At 72.7% G+C, this 15,698-nt stretch carries 14 protein-coding genes; 4 read left to right on the forward strand and 10 right to left on the reverse strand.

Annotation, left to right across the window (positions count from 1 at the left end):
• Window positions 1-686: aminotransferase class I/II-fold pyridoxal phosphate-dependent enzyme (locus tag DMH12_RS29810; RefSeq protein WP_125494536.1), on the reverse strand; the 686-nt coding region annotated here is incomplete at its 3' end.
• A gap of 47 nt (window positions 687-733) precedes the next feature.
• Here DMH12_RS29810 and DMH12_RS29815 point away from each other — a divergent pair.
• On the forward strand, window positions 734-1,249 hold the full coding sequence (locus DMH12_RS29815) for a carboxymuconolactone decarboxylase family protein (protein ID WP_125494537.1): 516 nt from the start codon (window positions 734-736) through the stop codon (window positions 1,247-1,249).
• Window positions 1,246-1,692 (forward strand): carboxymuconolactone decarboxylase family protein, encoded by a 447-nt coding sequence (locus DMH12_RS29820; RefSeq protein ID WP_125494538.1) that lies wholly within the window; start codon window positions 1,246-1,248, stop codon window positions 1,690-1,692. Before DMH12_RS29815 ends, DMH12_RS29820 begins: the two co-directional genes overlap by 4 nt.
• Window positions 1,693-1,819: 127 nt before the next feature.
• Here DMH12_RS29820 and DMH12_RS29830 read toward each other — a convergent pair whose 3' ends face one another.
• The 9 genes from DMH12_RS29830 to DMH12_RS29875 form a co-directional block, all read right to left on the reverse strand.
• On the reverse strand, window positions 1,820-2,776 hold the full coding sequence (locus DMH12_RS29830; protein ID WP_125494539.1) for an ABC transporter substrate-binding protein: 957 nt from the start codon (window positions 2,774-2,776) through the stop codon (window positions 1,820-1,822).
• Between the two features lies 1 nt (window position 2,777).
• Window positions 2,778-4,724 carry a proline/glycine betaine ABC transporter permease gene (locus DMH12_RS29835; RefSeq protein ID WP_125494540.1) on the reverse strand — a complete coding sequence of 649 codons (1,947 nt, stop codon included), beginning with the start codon at window positions 4,722-4,724 and terminating at the stop codon, window positions 2,778-2,780.
• Window positions 4,724-5,890 carry a glycine betaine/L-proline ABC transporter ATP-binding protein gene (locus DMH12_RS29840; RefSeq protein ID WP_125494541.1) on the reverse strand — a complete coding sequence of 389 codons (1,167 nt, stop codon included), beginning with the start codon at window positions 5,888-5,890 and terminating at the stop codon, window positions 4,724-4,726. The genes DMH12_RS29835 and DMH12_RS29840 overlap by 1 nt, the downstream gene beginning before the upstream one ends.
• Window positions 5,887-7,419, reverse strand: coding sequence for a GMC family oxidoreductase (locus tag DMH12_RS29845; protein WP_125494542.1), 1,533 nt, complete (start codon window positions 7,417-7,419; stop codon window positions 5,887-5,889). Before DMH12_RS29845 ends, DMH12_RS29840 begins: the two co-directional genes overlap by 4 nt.
• 58 nt (window positions 7,420-7,477) lie before the next feature.
• Window positions 7,478-9,007 (reverse strand): aldehyde dehydrogenase family protein, encoded by a 1,530-nt coding sequence (locus DMH12_RS29850; protein ID WP_125494543.1) that lies wholly within the window; start codon window positions 9,005-9,007, stop codon window positions 7,478-7,480.
• A gap of 235 nt (window positions 9,008-9,242) precedes the next feature.
• Window positions 9,243-10,232: a malate dehydrogenase gene (locus DMH12_RS29855; RefSeq protein ID WP_125494544.1), complete on the reverse strand. Its 990-nt coding sequence runs from the start codon at window positions 10,230-10,232 to the stop codon at window positions 9,243-9,245.
• A 350-nt stretch (window positions 10,233-10,582) separates the two neighbouring features.
• Window positions 10,583-11,899 carry an XRE family transcriptional regulator gene (locus DMH12_RS29860; protein WP_260474389.1) on the reverse strand — a complete coding sequence of 439 codons (1,317 nt, stop codon included), beginning with the start codon at window positions 11,897-11,899 and terminating at the stop codon, window positions 10,583-10,585.
• Between the two features lie 372 nt (window positions 11,900-12,271).
• Window positions 12,272-13,066, reverse strand: a complete 795-nt coding sequence (locus tag DMH12_RS40555; RefSeq protein WP_260474390.1) for a DUF3017 domain-containing protein — start codon at window positions 13,064-13,066, stop codon at window positions 12,272-12,274.
• The gene (locus DMH12_RS29875; RefSeq protein ID WP_122615840.1) at window positions 13,056-13,910 is read right to left on the reverse strand and encodes a bifunctional methylenetetrahydrofolate dehydrogenase/methenyltetrahydrofolate cyclohydrolase; all 855 of its coding nucleotides are present in this window, start codon (window positions 13,908-13,910) and stop codon (window positions 13,056-13,058) included. The genes DMH12_RS40555 and DMH12_RS29875 overlap by 11 nt, the downstream gene beginning before the upstream one ends.
• Before the next feature lie 250 nt (window positions 13,911-14,160).
• Between DMH12_RS29875 and DMH12_RS29880 the strand changes: the two genes are divergently transcribed.
• Entirely contained in the window at window positions 14,161-14,769 is a 609-nt protein-coding gene (locus DMH12_RS29880) for a hypothetical protein (protein ID WP_125494545.1), read from the forward strand.
• A 132-nt stretch (window positions 14,770-14,901) separates the two neighbouring features.
• Entirely contained in the window at window positions 14,902-15,648 is a 747-nt protein-coding gene (locus DMH12_RS29885; RefSeq protein WP_185832627.1) for an FHA domain-containing protein, read from the forward strand.
• The last annotated feature ends 50 nt before the right edge of the window (window positions 15,649-15,698 follow it).

The following is a 15,698-nucleotide window of genomic DNA, read 5'->3' on the forward strand; positions in this document are numbered from 1 at the left end:
GTGCCGCGGTCGTCGAAGGGCAGTGGGGGCGTGTCGCAGCCCGCCCGCCGGAGCAGCCGGCGGTGGTGGGGCAGGCCGTAGGACTCGACGGCGACGGCGTTCTGGGCCCGGCGGCGCAGCAGTTCGGCGAGGACACCGAGGCCGCCGAGGAAGCCGGCGCACACCACGATCCGGTCGGGGTCGGCGTGCACGCCCCGCGCGCGGGACAGGTATCCGGCGAGCGCCGTGCGCAGTTCCACGCGGCCGCGTGGGTCGCCGTAGCCGAGGGCCTGGTCGGGGGCGGCGGACAGGGCGCGGCGGGCGGCCCTGAGCCACTGGGCGCGGGGGAAGGAGGCGAGTTCGGGCGTGCCGGGGACCAGGTCGTAGGCGGGGCGGCCCGGCTCGCGCGGGTGGGGTGCCGGGCGGTGTGCGGAGGTGGCGGGCGTGCGGTCGGCGACCCGCGTGCCGGAGCCCTGCCGGGCGGCGAGCCAGCCCTCGGCGATCAGATCGGCGTAGACCTCGGCGACCGTGTTGCGGGCCACGCCCAGGTCGGCGGCGAGCGAGCGGGAGGAGGGCAGCCTGGTTCCGGGGGCCAGCCGGCCGCCGCGGACGGCCTCGCGCAGCGACTCGGTGAGGCTCCGGCGCAGGCCGGGTCCGGAGCGGTCCAGATGCAGGTCGACGCCGAAAGTGGCCCAAGATTTCGCCATGGGAATGGACCATACCCCTGGGCTGCCTCACTTCTAGGCTCGGTGGCATGACGACGAACGAGAACACCACCGCCACCGCCCCCGAGTCCTTCGCCGCCGAGCACGCACCCCGGCTGGACTGGGCGAAGCACGCCCCCGAGGTCTGGAAGGCGATGCTGCGCCTGGACAAGGCCGCTACGCAGGGGCTCGACCCGAAGCTGGGGGAGCTGGTGAAGATCCGCGCCTCCCAGCTGAACCACTGCGCCTTCTGCCTGGACATGCACACCAAGGACGCGCTGGCGGCCGGGGAGAGCGTGGAGCGGATCGTGCAGCTCGCCGCCTGGGAGGAGTCGCGGCACTTCTACACGGAGAAGGAACTGGCGGCGATCGAGCTGACCGAGGCGGTGACGGTGCTGACCGAAGGCTTCGTGCCGGACGCGGTGTACGAGAAGGCCGCCGCGCACTTCGACGAGCCGGAGCTGGCGCAGCTGATCGCCGCGATCACGGTGATCAACGCCTGGAACCGCTTCGGGGTGACCTGCCGGCGGACGCCGGGGCACTACACGCCGGGCCAGTACGCGTGACGGCCCGTACCACCCGTCTGGACGCCGGCGTCCGTTCGGCGCTGCAGGGGATGGGCGCGGCCGCCAAGCGGGGCCTCGGTGACGCCGGACTCGCCGAGCTGGTGCAGATCCGGGCCTCGCAGCTCAACCACTGCGCCTTCTGCCTCGACATGCATCTGGGCATCGCCCGCGAGCAGGGGGTGAGTGAGCGTCAGCTGGATCTGCTCGCGGCCTGGGAGGAGGCCGGTGAGGTCTTCGACGCGCGGGAGCGGGCCGCGCTGGCGCTGACCGAGGCGGTGACGGTGCTGACCGGGGGCTTCGTGCCGGACGACGTGTACGAGGAGGCCGCGCGGCACTTCGACGCCGACGGGCTGGCGCACCTGCTCGCGCTGATCGCGGCGATCAACAGCTGGAACCGGCTGATGGTCGCGCGGCGGATCCCGGCGGGGAGCACGCGGTGGTGACGACCGGCGCCGCGCGGTTCCGGTCCGGGGACCGCTGAACGTGTGCGCGCGGCCCGGGGAGGGCCCCTCGCCCGCCGCACTCGGCGGACTCGGGGCCACCCGGGTCACGTTCGTGACGCGGTGAGGGTCAGGACAGCCACCCCTTCCAGACGGACTCGTGGCTGTCCACCCACTTCTTCGCCGCCTCCTCGGGCCGCATCTTCTGCTCGGCGATCATCAGGGAGACCTGGTTCTGGTCCTCGGTCGTCCACTTGAACCTCTTGAGGAGGTCCGCCGCCCTGCCGCCCTTCTTCGCGAAGTCGGCGTTCAGGTACTTCTGGAGCGGGGTGACCGGGTAGGCGCAGGCGACCTTCTCCGGGTCCGCGTCGCAGCCCTCCTTGTACGGGGGCAGTTTCACCTCGGTCATCGGGACCTTCTCGAACAGCCACTGGGGGGTGTACCAGTAGCTGAGGAAGGGCTTCTGCTCCTTGGCGAACTGCTTGATCTGGGTGATCTGGGCGGCCTCGGAGCCGGCGAAGACGACCTGGTAGTCCAGGTCCAGGTTCTTCACCAGCGCCTTGTCGTTCGTGACGTAGGACGGCGAGCCGTCCATCAGCTGGCCCTTGCCGCCGCTCTCCGCGGTGCGCAGCAGGTCGGCGTACTTGTCGAGGTTCTTCCAGTCGGTGACGTCCGGGTGCTTCTTCGCGAAGTACGTCGGGACGAACCAGCCGATGTGCCCGGTGACGCCGAGGTCGCCGCCGGGGGCGATGGTCTTCTTGTCCTTGACGTACCGCTGCTCCTGCTCGGGGTGGCCCCAGTCCTCCAGGATGGCGTCGACGCGGCCCTGGCTGAGCGCGTCCCAGGCGGGGACCTCGTCGACCTGGACGGTGTCGACGCGGTAGCCCAGCTCGTGCTCCAGCAGGTACTGGGCGACGGCCACGTTGGCCTGGGCGCCGACCCAGGACTGCACGGACAGGGTGACGGTCTTGGCGCCCTGGGCGTTGGCGAACGGGGACGCCTGCTTGGTCATGTCGGCGGCGCCGCAGCCGGTGAGCAGGGTCAGCGCGGCGGCCGAGGCGACGGCCGCGGTGGTACGTACGCGCATGTCAGGCTCCCTTCCTCGCGCGGCGTCCGGTGGGCTGGGTGACCCGGTCGAGCATCAGACCGAGGCAGACGATGGCCGCGCCGGCCACCAGACCGCTCGCCAGGTCGCCCTGGGCCAGGCCGAAGACGACCTGGTAGCCGAGCGCGCCACCGCCGACCAGGCCGCCGATGATGACGACGGCGAGGACCAGGACGACGCCCTGGTTGACGGCGAGCAGCAGCGACCGGCGGGCCAGCGGGAGCTGGACCTGGCGCAGCTGCTGTCCGCTGGTGGCTCCGAGCGAGCGGGCCGCCTCCAGGGCGGCCGGGTCGACCTGACGCAGGCCCTGGGCGGTGATGCGGACCACGGCCGGAAGGGCGTAGACGACCGCGGCGGCCACCGCGGGCGCCCGTCCCACGCCGAACAGGGCGACGACGGGGATCAGGTACACGAACTGCGGCATGGTCTGGAAGACGTCCAGGACCGGCCGCAGCAGGCGTTCGAACCGCTCGCTGCGGGCGGCGGCGACACCCGTCGCGAAGCCGAGGACGAGGGTCACGGCGACGGCCGCGAGCACCTGCGAGAGCGTGTCCAGGGACGGGTTCCACACGCCGAGCACACCGATCGCGGCCATGGCGAGGACGGCGGTGAGCGCGGTGCGCCAGGTGCCGATCAGCCACGCGAGGGCGGCCACGACGAGGAGTACCGACCACCAGGGCAGCCACTGCAGGCCGTCCCGGACCGGGTTGAGGACCCAGCTGGTGAAGTGCGCGGCCCAGTCGGCGGTACCGCCGACGACGGGCACACCGGAGTACAGGTGGGCGGTCATCCAGTCGACGGCCCGGTTGACGGGCTCGGCGATGTTCACCTCCCAGCCCTCGGGCCACTCGAGGAAGCCCGCGACGCGTCCGGCGATGGCGACGGCCGCGGCGACGGCCAGGGCGTACAGCCAGGTCAGCGGGGACCTGCCGGGCTCACCGGGGTGCTGCTCCCCCGCCGCGCCGGTCACGCGGTCCAGGACGACGGCGAGCAGCACGATCGGGATGCCGGCCGCGAGGGCGGCGCCGACGTCGACCGAGGCGAGCGCCTGGTAGACGCGGTCACCGAGGCCGCCGGCGCCGATGACCGAGGCGATGACCGCCATGGACAGCGCCATCATGATCGTCTGGTTGACGCCGAGCAGGAGTTCCTTGCGGGCCAGCGGGACGCGGGCGGTCAGCAGCCGCTGGCGGGCGGTGGTGCCGAGGGACTCGACGGCCTCCAGGACCTCCTTGTCGGCGCCGCGCAGGCCCAGCGAGGTGAGCCGGGCCATGGGCGGGGCGGCGTAGACGACGGTGGCGAGGACGGCGGCGGGGACGCCGATGCCGAAGACCAGGACGACGGGGAGGAGGTAGGCGAAGGCGGGCAGCACCTGCATGGTGTCGAGCACCGGGCGCAGGACGCGGTCCATCCGGTCGGACAGGCCGGCGGCGAGGCCCAGCAGGGCGCCCACGACGACCGACGCGAGGACGGCGACGACCATCAGGGCGAGGGTCTGCATGGTCGGCACCCACATGCCGAGCAGGCCGCAGGCCAGGAACGCGGCGGCGGTGCCGAGGGCCAGCTTCACGCCGGCCACGCGCCAGGCGACCAGGGCGCCGATCGCGGTGACCCCGGCCCAGCCGACGGCGAGGAGGGCGAGGTACACGGCGCGTACGGCGAGGACGACGACGTTGCTGACGTGGCCGAAGAAGTAGAGGAACAGGGGGTGGCTGTCGCGGTTGTCGATGATCCAGTCGCTGGCCTTGCCGAGCGGCTCGGAGACGTCGACGGTCAGCGCGCTCGGCCAGGTGGCGCCACCCCACTGGGTGACGGCCAGGGGGACGAGGATCGCGGCGAGCAGGGCGAGGGTGAGGAGCTTGCGGACGGCGGGGTGGGTGAGGAAGCCCGGCGGGGCGGCCTTCCGGGCCTGTGCGGTGATCGCTGCCATCAGACCGGCTCCTCGCTGGTGGCGGGGGGCGGCGTGGTCGGCTCGCGGCGCTCGGCCGGTGCCGCTGCGGCGGGCTCGGCCGCCGCGGCCGCGGTCGTCGTGCCCGCCACCACCGACAGCAGGGATTCCGCGTCGACCACGCCCAGGCAGCGGCCGTCGGACACGACCCGGGCCGGGGAGCCGGCGCGGGCGACGGCCTCGATGGCCTCGGAGACGGTGGCCTCGGGGCGGACCGCGGGGCCGGTGCCGGCCTCGTCGGACGAGGCCGCGGGGCGCATCGCCGTACGGACGGTGAGGACCTGCTCGCGCGGGACGTCGCGGACGAACTCGCGGACGTAGTCGTCGGCGGGCGAGCCGACGATCTCCTCCGGGGTGCCGAGCTGGACGACGCGCCCGTCGCGCATGAGGGCGATGCGGTCGCCGAGCTTGAGGGCCTCCTGGAGGTCGTGGGTGATGAAGACCATCGTGCGGCCCTCCTCGCGGTGCAGCCGGACGACCTCCTCCTGCATGTCCCGCCGGATCAGCGGGTCGAGGGCGCTGAACGGCTCGTCGAAGAGCAGTACCTCGGGATCGACGGCGAGGGCGCGGGCGAGGCCGACGCGCTGGCGCTGGCCGCCGGAGAGCTGGCCGGGGCGGCGCTGCTCCAGGCCCTCCAGGCCGACCTTGGCGACGATGGCGGCGGCGCGCTCGCGGCGCTCGGCGCGGCCGACGCCCTGGACCTCGAGGCCGTAGGCCACGTTGTCGAGGACCGTGCGGTGCGGGAGCAGGCCGAAGTGCTGGAAGACCATCGCGGCGCGGTGCCGGCGCAGTTCGCGCAGCCGGGACTTGTCCATGGCGCGGACGTCCTCGCCGTCGATGGCGATGGCGCCGGCGGTCGGCTCGACGAGCCGGGTCAGGCAGCGTACGAGGGTGGACTTGCCGGAGCCGGACAGGCCCATGACGACGAAGACCTCGCCCTTGCGGACGTCGAAGGAGACGTCGGCCACGGCGGCCGTGCAGCCGGTGCGCGAGCGCAGGTCGGCCGGGCTCAGGGCGGCCAGTTCGGGGTCGGCGGGGACGCGGTCGGCCTTGGGGCCGAAGACCTTCCACAGGCCGTCCACGGAGAAGACGGGAGCCGTGCTCTCGTCCCTACCCGGCGGCGTACTGGCGCTGGTGGTGGTACTCATCGGGCGTCACCACCGATCAGCTCGACGGCGCGCTCGCCGACCATGAGGACGCCGATCATCGGGTTCACGGCGGGCATGGTCGGGAAGACGGAGGCGTCGGCGATGCGGATGCCCTCCAGGCCGCGGATGCGCAGCTCGGGGTCGACGACGGCCTGTTCGTCGGTGGCGGCGCCCATCCGGCAGGTGCCCGCCGGGTGGTAGACGGTGTGGGCGACCTTGCGGGCGTACTCGCTCAGCTCCTCGTCACCGGTGACGTCCGGGCCGGGGCAGACCTCGCGCTTGAGCCAGCCGGCCAGCGGCTGCGTCTTCGCGATCTCGCGGGCGATCCTGATGCCGTCGACGAGGGTGCGGCCGTCGTAGTCGTCCTCGTCGGTGAAGTAGCGGAAGTCCAGGGCGGGCTTCACGGACGGGTCGGCGCTGGTGAGGTGGAGGCGGCCGCGGGACTTCGGCTTGGGGATGTTCGGGGTCATCGAGACGCCGAACTCCGGGCGTTCGTAGCCGAGGCGCCCCGGGTTGTCCGTGAACGGGATCTGGTAGAAGTGGAACATCAGGTCGGGGCCCGGGTGTTCGGGGTCGCGGCGCACGAAGAGACCGGCGTCGGAGTCCATCGCGGAGTTGTCCGGGATGGGGCCCTCGGTCTCCCACACGATCACCGACTCGGGGTGGTCGAGCAGGTTCTCGCCGACGCCGGGCAGGTCGAGCGCCACGGGTATGCCGAGCGCTTCGAGGTCCCGGCGGGGGCCTATGCCGGAGTGCAGCAGCAGGCGCGGCGAGTCGACCGCCCCGGCGCACAGCACCACCTCGCCCCGGGCCTTGACCAGGATCTCCTCGCCGTCCTTGGTGCGGACGTGGACGCCCTCGGCGCGGGTGCCGGCCAGCTCCAGCCGGTACGCCCAGGTCTCCAGCATGAGGGTGAGGTTGGGGCGCTCGTCCATCACCGGGTGCAGGTACGCCACCGAGGCGGACGAACGCTTGTTGTTCTCGGGGTGGTAGGCGAGGTCGAAGAAGCCCGCGCCCTCGGTGAACGGCTTCTTGTTGAAGCCGTCGATCCGGGGGACCTCGAGCGCCTTCTGCGCGGAGTCGACGAAGTCCCGGGCGATGGCGTTCCGGTCCTTCTCGTCGACGGGGACGATGTTGTTCTTCAGCCGCGCGTAGTAGGCCTCCATCTGCACCGCGCCCCAGCCCTTGGCGCCGGCGGCCTCCCACTCGTCCCAGTCGGACGGCAGCGGCTTGAAGGCGATGAGGGTGTTGTGCGAGGAGCAGCCGCCGAGCACGCGGGCGCGGCTGTGCCGGATGTGCGAGTTGCCGCGCGGCTGCTCGGTGGTCGGGTAGTCGTAGTCCAGTTCGCCGCCGAGCAGGCCCATCCAGCGGCGCAGGGTGAGTACGTCGTCGCGGCCGACGTCGCTGGGGCCGCCCTCGATGACGGCGACGGTGACGTCCGGGTTCTCGGTGAGCCGTGAGGCGATCACCGATCCCGCCGTGCCACCGCCGATGACGACGTAGTCGTAGACGTGAGTGGTATCTGGCATGGGGGTACTCCAGTGGGGCGAGCGGATGGTGCGGGGAGATGCGTGGAGGTGCGCGATATCAGCCGGTGAACCAGCGGACGGGCTTCGGCGCGAGGTTCTGGTAGACGTGCTTGCTCTCGCGGTACTCGGCCAGGCCCGCGGGGCCGAGTTCGCGGCCCACGCCGCTCTTGCCGAAGCCGCCCCACTCCGCCTGCGGCAGGTAGGGGTGGAAGTCGTTGATCCAGACGGTGCCGTGCCGCAGCCGGCCCGCGACCCGGCGGGCCCGTCCCGCGTCGGCGGTCCAGACGGCACCGGCCAGACCGTACTCGGTGTCGTTGGCCAGGGCTATGGCTTCGTCCTCGGTCCGGAAGGTCTCGACGGTGAGGACCGGTCCGAAGACCTCCTCCCGGACGACCCGCATCTCGCGGTGGCACTGGTCGAGGACGGTCGGCTCGTAGAAGTAGCCGCCGCCGGGCCGCTGGGGGGACGGTTCGGGGCGCTTGCCGCCGCTGCGCAGCACGGCGCCCTCGGCGAGGGCGGAGGCGACGAAGTCCTCGGTCTTGGCGCGCTGCTGCTCGGAGACGAGCGGACCGCACTCGACGCCGTCCTCGGTGCCGCGGCCGAGGCGGATCGCGGCGGCGCGGCGGGCGAGTTCGGCGACGAAGCGTTCGCGGACCGACTCCTCGATGATGAGGCGGCCACCGGCGGAGCAGACCTGCCCGCTGTGGATGAAGGCGGCGTTGAGGGCCTGGTCGACGGCGGTGTCGAAGCCCTCCTCGGTCGCGCAGGCGTCGGCGAAGACGACGTTGGGGTTCTTGCCGCCGAGTTCGAGGGCGACCTTCTTGACGGTGACGGCGGCGGCCTGGGCGACCTTGGTGCCGCTGACCAGGCCGCCGGTGAAGGAGACCAGGTCGACGTCGGGGTGCTCGGCGAGCCGGGCGCCGACGGTGTGGCCGGGACCGGTGACGATGCCCGCGACGCCGGTGGGGAGGCCGGCCTCGACGAGCAGGTCGATCAGGGCGACGGTGGTGAGCGGGGTGATCTCGCTCGGCTTGATCACGAAGGTGTTGCCGGCGGCGAGGGCCGGGGCGATCTTCCAGCTGGCCTGGAGGAGCGGGTAGTTCCAGGGCGTGATCATGGCGCAGACGCCGACCGGCTCGTGCACCACCACGCTGTGGATCTCGGGCGAGCCGGCGTCGACGACCCGGCCGGGGGCCTCGCCGGCGACCAGGTCGGCGAAGTAGCGGAAGGCGTCGGCGACGCAGTCGATGTCGACGCGCCCCTCCTCGACCGTCTTGCCCGCGTCGCGGCTCTCCAGCAGGCCGAGGGTCTCGCGATCGCGGACGAGGAGGTCGGCGACGCGGCGCAGCAGGGCGGCCCGCTCGGCGACCGGGGTGTGCGGCCACGGCCCTTCGTCGAACGCCCGCCGGGCGGCGGCCACCGCGAGGTCCGTGTCCTTCTCGTCGCCCTCCGCGACCACGGCGAAGGGCAGGCCGTCGGCGGGGTCGAGGATGTCGCGGGTCGCGCCGGAGGACGCGGCCAGCCACCGGCCGCCGGCGTGGATGGTCCGGTGCCCCCGGTCCGCCTGGGTTTCCGTGCTGTTCGCCATGGTGGGATTGCCTTCCGTTCCTGATCAACGCCCCTGTGTCACACGCGTGTCACTCCCGGGGACCGTGAGCCCCTGCCCCACCGCCCCTCATGCATGCCGATTCGGTCATCGAAAGTGCGGCGCATCACGGAGGAAGGGGATGAAGGGTGCGTAACGGGCCGGAGGCGGGTCGGAAACGGGGACGGGCCCCGCTCCGGTCGAACCGGAGCGGGGCCCGTCTGCGGGCGGGGTGGGCTCAGAGGAGGCCGAGACCGCGGACCGCGTCGCGCTCCTCCGACAGCTCCTTGACGGAGGCGTCGATGCGGGCGCGGGAGAACTCGTTGATGTCGAGGCCCTGGACGATCTCGTACTTGCCGTCCTTGGTGGTGACGGGGAAGGAGGAGATCAGGCCCTCCGGGACGCCGTAGGAACCGTCGGACGGGATGCCCATGGACGTCCAGTCGCCGTCGGCGGTGCCGTTGACCCAGGTGTGCACGTGGTCGATGGCGGCGTTGGCGGCGGAGGCGGCCGACGAGGCGCCGCGGGCCTCGATGATGGCCGCGCCGCGCTTGGCGACGGTCGGGATGAAGTCCTCGGCCAGCCACTTCTCGTCGTTGACGGTCTCTGCGGCGTTCTTGCCGCCGATGGTGGCGTGGAAGATGTCCGGGTACTGGGTGGCGGAGTGGTTGCCCCAGATGGTCAGGCGCTTGATGTCGGCGACCGTCGAGCCGGTCTTCTTCGCGAGCTGGGTCAGCGCGCGGTTGTGGTCCAGGCGGGTCATCGCGGTGAAGCGCTCCGCGGGTACGTCCGGGGCGGCGGCCTGGGCGATCAGGGCGTTGGTGTTGGCCGGGTTGCCGACGACGAGGACCTTGATGTCGTCCGCGGCGTGGTCGTTGATGGCCTTGCCCTGCGGCTTGAAGATGCCGCCGTTGGCCTCCAGGAGGTCGCCGCGCTCCATGCCCTTGGTGCGGGGGCGGGCGCCGACGAGGAGGGCGACGTTGGCGCCGGCGAAGGCGACGTTCGGGTCGTCGGTGATCTCGATGCCCTGGAGGAGCGGGAACGCGCAGTCGTCCAGCTCCATCGCGGTACCCTCGGCGGCCTTGAGCGCCGGGGTGATCTCCAGGAGGCGGAGCTTGACCGGCACGTCCGCGCCGAGCAGCTGGCCGGAGGCGATGCGGAAGAGCAGGGCGTAACCGATCTGGCCGGCCGCGCCGGTGACGGTGACGTTCACGGGAGTGCGGGTCATGGCGTTCTCCGTATGACAGCTGGCGGTGGGGCGTCCCTGCCCCGGGCATTTGATCGATCTCTTGATACCAAGAGACCGATCCGGCCGTCAGGCTATCGCGCCCGCGGTGTCCAGGACGTCCGGGTCGGTGTGGCCCGGCCCACAGGGGCGTCCCGGCTCCACCGGGCGCGCGGGCGGGCAACGGAAAGGCGGCCGCCTGTCCGGGAGAGGGGGGACGGAGGCGACCGCCGTTTCGGGGGATACCGTTGCCGGACTCCCGTGGGGGTACCTCTCGCCTGCCCGACTCCTCGCCGGACATGCCTGCCGCCGGCGAACTTTCTTCACGGGCCCGCCGAGTGCCGTCCCGCCGCCTACTCCGTGCAGCCCTGGACGCCGGACGCGGTCGTCACGCACGCCTCCGCCGCGGCCGCGGACTTCACCGCCACCATCGGGGTGTACGCGACGGTGTCGCCGACTCCGGAAACCGTCCCCGTCTGCTGGTTCCTGCCCTCGGCGCTCACCTGGACCTTGTCGCCCTGGGCGGCCTGGGTCACGCGGGCCCACGCGGTACCGCACGTCTTGCTGTAGCGGACCTCGACCGCGGTCGTGCCGACGGTGGCGGTCGCGGCGGTGGTGACCAGGTCGCCTCCGCAGCCCATGGCCTCCGGGTCCTTGCCGGTGCAGGCGTCGCCGCTGCACTTCACCCCGGGCGGCAGCTGCTGCTCGCTGCTCACCGTGGGGGACGGGGAGGGCTTGGTGCCCTCGTTCTTCTTGTCCCCGTCGTCGTTCAGCAGGAAGAAGGCGCCCGCGATCACGACGAGTACGCCGACGACACCCGCGACGAACGTCGTCATCCGCCTGCTGCCGCCCCCGCCCGACCGGCCGCGCGAGCCCGGGCCGCCGCGCGGGGGCTCGCCGTACCCGGCGGAGGGGCTCCGCCCATCGGGCGCGGCGGGGCCGGGCGTCGCCGCGGGGCCCATGGCCGTGGCGGCCTCGCCGGTACCGGCCCGGTGCTCGAGGCGTGCCGTGCGGTCACCGGTCGGTGCGGGTCCCCGGTACCCGGCCAGGCCCCACGAGTTGCCGTCGGTGGCGCCGCCCGGCGACGGGTCGCCGGAGAGCGGGACGGAGCGGGCGCCGGTCGTGCCGCCGCGGACCGGGCCGGCGGCCGAGTCGGGGCTGTCCGCCGCGGTCGGCTGGGCGGGGACCGTCGGCCCCAGCGTGGGCGCCACCCCGGCGGGGCCCGCGACGCCGGGCGTGGCCGACGCGCCGCCGCCGTGGCGGCCGGAGCGGCTTCCGCGGCCGTTCCTGCCGCCGTGGGCCGGTCCCGCGCTCCTGCCGGACGCGGTGCCCAGGTCGCCGAGCGCGGCCCGCGCCTGGGATATGCGGATGGCCTCCATGGTCATGTCGTGGCGCATCTCCGAGCGGCTCCAGGCGCGCTCGGCCAGCTCCCACATGGTGGTCAGGTGCAGGGGGTTGGTCCCCGTCACCTCCGCCAGGGCGATGATGGCGCCCTTCGGCGCCAGCAGCCGTCCGTTCAGGTATCGCTCCCAGGACGTCTTGCTGTAGCCCGTGGCGTCGGCCACCGACGCGACGCTCAGTTCGCTGCGGTCCACGAGTCGGCGCAGCTGGCCGGTGAACTCTTTGATCTGCGGATCGAGTTCCTCCGGCAAGGCCTTCCAACGAGGCACTGCTTCCCCCCTCTTCCCCCGGTACGTGCTGGTCGTTCCCCCGCCGTTCTGGCTACCCACAGGGATGCGCCCGATCAGGAGCTCAGTTCCCGGGGTGGGGGCGCACAGGAGCACAGAGGCCGCAGGCGTGCACGGTCGCACGCCCACCGACACCTGGTCCAGTCTCCCACCGGCGTTCCCGTGCTGGTGACGGAACCCCTGAACGGAGCCCTTTCCGGGGCCCGCGTTGCGGAGTAGCGGAACGGTCACTTCCGTGCCACAGCGCCCTGACAGGCGTTGAACAGCGCGTTCGACGTGCAGGAGTGTGGATCCCGACGGCGGCCCGTCCTTCCACGGGGGTGGGGACGGGCCGCCGTTCGAGCGGGAGCTTCGCTAACTGCTTACGGTGAAGTGCAGCAGATCGTTCAGGAACGGGATCTTCAGCGGCGCGTGCGGCTGGGCCATCAGCGCCAGCATGGCGATGGCGAGGCCCAGCACGCCGTAGGTGACGATGTCCGTGAAGCGCGAGCGGACCGCGAGCATGCCGACGTCCCGCACGGACCAGCGCAGCGCGGCGCCGATCAGCAGCGCGACGCCGACGAGCACCAGTCCCCACCGGAACACGTCGAGCCCGGTGATCAGCAGGCCGATCCCGGCCAGGCCGGCCACGGTGAGCACCGGCCACTGCCGGGCGGGCGCCGGGGCGTCGCCGGCCGCGGCCCGGCCGCCGCCCTCGGGGCGCGCGGTGTCGCGGGTGAAGAGCGGGAACCGGCGCGTGGCGCGTTTCGGCCGGCCCTGGGCGTCGGGCGCGCTGACCGGGTCCCGGACGAGGATCGCGTCGGGGTCTTCGGCGTCCTCGGGGTCCGAGGCGTCCGAGGCGTCCCCCGCGCGGTCGGGGCGCCCGGACTTCTCGGCGGACCCGGCCGACCCGGAGGACCCGGAGGACTTGGCGGACCCGGCGGACCCGGAGGACCCGGAGGACCCGGAGGACTTGGCGGACCCGGAGGACCTGGCGGTGTCGCCGGAGTCCGGCGCCCGTTCCACACCCTGGGTGCCCTCTACCGTCTCCGCGCCCTCGGCGACCTCGGCGCTGTCGGCGCTGTCGGCGCGTACCGCGGTGTTCTCGCGGGCCTGAGCGCGATCCGTCGTCCTGCCCGGACGCTCGGCGTGGGTGTCCTCAGCCGGCACGGCGCTCCGCCGCCTCCACCACGTTGACGAGCAGCTCGGCGCGGGTCATCGGGCCGACACCGCCGGGGTTCGGGGAGATCCAGGCGGCGACCTCGGCCACGTCCGGGTGGACGTCGCCCACGATCTTGCCCTCGGCGTTGCGGGAGACGCCCACGTCGAGGACGGCGGCGCCCGGCTTCACGTCCTCGGCGCGGACCAGGTGCGGGGAGCCGGCCGCGGCGACGATGATGTCGGCGCGCTTGAGGTGGGCGGAGAGGTCCCGGGTGCCGGTGTGGCACTGGGTCACGGTGGCGTTCTCACTGCGCCGGGTGAGCAGCAGCGGCATCGGGCGGCCGATGGTGACCCCGCGGCCGACGACCACGACCTCGGCGCCCTTGATCTCCACGCCGTAGCGGCGCAGGAGGGTGAGGATGCCGTTGGGGGTGCAGGGCAGGGGCGCCGGCTCGTTCAGGACGAGGCGGCCGAGGTTCATCGGGTGCAGGCCGTCCGCGTCCTTGTCCGGGTCCATCAGCTCCAGGATGCGGTTCTCGTCGATGCCCTTGGGCAGCGGCAGCTGGACGATGTAACCGGTGCAGGCCGGGTCCTCGTTCAGCTCGCGGACGACCGCCTCGATCTCCTCCTGGGTCGCCGTGGCCGGCAGATGACGCTGGATGGAGGCGATGCCGACCTGCGCGCAGTCGCGGTGCTTGCCGGCGACGTACTTCTGGCTGCCGGGATCGTCGCCGACCAGGACGGTGCCGAGGCCGGGTGTGACACCCCTCTCCTTCAGCGCCGCCACGCGGGCGGTCAGTTCGGACTTGATCGCGGCTGCGGTGGCCTTGCCATCGAGAATCTGGGCGGTCATGCCCCCATCCTCGCGGATGACCGGCCCCCGGTTCCAATCCGGCCGGCATCCGGTCGTCGATTCATGATCGACGTTGTTGCACTTGCACAACACCTTGTGAGCGGGCTGGACAAGTAAGAGATCGGTCAAGAACGATTGGGGTGCACAGTGCCGCGGGGCCGTACCGGGGGGACGAACCGCAACGAACAGACTCCTCCGACTCGCGCCGCGCGCCGTCCCCGCACCTGACAGCGACGGAGGAAGTCCCGCCATGAGTTTCGGCGATCCGAACAACCCCTACGGCCCGCCCCAGGGCGGCGGCCAGCAGCCGAACTACGGCTACCCCCAGCAGCAGCCCCAGGGCCAGCCCGGCTACGGCTACCCGGCGGCCCCGCCGGTACAGCAGCCGTACGGCGGCGGTTACGCGCCCGCCCCGGTGGCGATGCCCGGCTCGGTGAAGGCAGCGCGCGTGATGCTGTTCGTCCTGGGCGGCTTCCAGGTCATCGGCGGTCTGCTGATGATGATCGCCAGCGCCTGGTTCTCGGAGGAGTTCGAGGACGCGGTCAACTCCGACCCGAGCCTGTCCGCCGAGGACGCGGACGCCGCCGCCAGCATCGGCACCGGCATCATGATCGTCCTCGGGGTCATCGTGCTGGCGTTTGCGTTCTGGGCGATATTCACGGGCGTCAAGTTCGCCACGGGCCGGGGCGGGGCGCGCGTCTCCGCGATCATCTACGCGTCGGTGGTCGTGCTGTTCAGCGTCATCAGCCTGTTCGCGGCGAACGTCTTCGCCCTCATCAGCCTGGTGCTCGGCATCCTGATCATCGTCTTCTGCGCCAACCGGAACGGCAGCTACTGGTTCACCCGCCCGCAGTACTGAAGCGGCGTACGCCAGTGCGTACTTCTCGCCAATCACGTCACAGGGCCGTGTCTCACCCGTACGAGGGGGGCACGGCCCTGGTGCGTCGCAATAGTCTGACGCGGGTAGCCGTCAGGCACGGGGAGACGCACCTTGTTCAGCATCATCGTGGTACCTCCGCCGACCTCGGAGGACGAACACAGCAGCGCCCAGCTCCGGCTCGCACCCGGCGAACGGCTCGTCTTCGGACGCGCCGTGCCCGAGGGCGGGCTGCTGATCGCGCACGACGGGGTGTCCCGCCGGGCCGGTGAGATCACCGCCCACGGCACCTTCTGGACCGTGAGCAACCTCTCGGCCCGCCAGACGTACGTGGTGGAGAACCCGGAGGGCGCGGGCGAGCACATCAAGGTCGCGCCGGGCCGGCTGGACGCGCCGGTGCCGTTCGAGTTCTCGCGGATCGTGCTGCCCGCGGCGGGCGACCTGCTGCCGGTCGAGGTGTGGGCGCCGCGCCACGACTATCTGCGCGCCGAGGACGGCACCGACGGCGAGCCGACCGCGCCCGCCTTCTCCGTCGACCGCACCAAGCGGTACTTCGCGGTGCTGGCCGCGCTGTGCGAACCGCGGCTGCGCGGGGCGCCGCACGCGCCGCTGCCGACCATGGACCAGGTCGTCGAGCGGCTCCGCCCGGCCTGGCCGGCGGCGTCCCGTACGTCGGTGCAGTGGAACATCGACTACCTCGCCGTGAAACTGCGGCTGAAGCCGGGCCCGGAGACCGCCGACCCGGGTCCGCGGCTGAACGGCAAGAAGGAGTCGCTGGTCTCCCTGGCGCTCCGCTTCGACCTGGTCCGCGAGGACGACCTCGCGGTCCTCGCCGCGCCGTCCGGACAGGCGCCGCGATGACCGAGCCGTACGCCGTCCCGGTGCGCCGCGTCTAGCTGACTCTAATACAC

The organism is Streptomyces sp. WAC 04229 (genome assembly GCF_003947455.1).
In the GTDB taxonomy this organism is placed as follows: Bacteria; Actinomycetota; Actinomycetes; order Streptomycetales; family Streptomycetaceae; genus Streptomyces.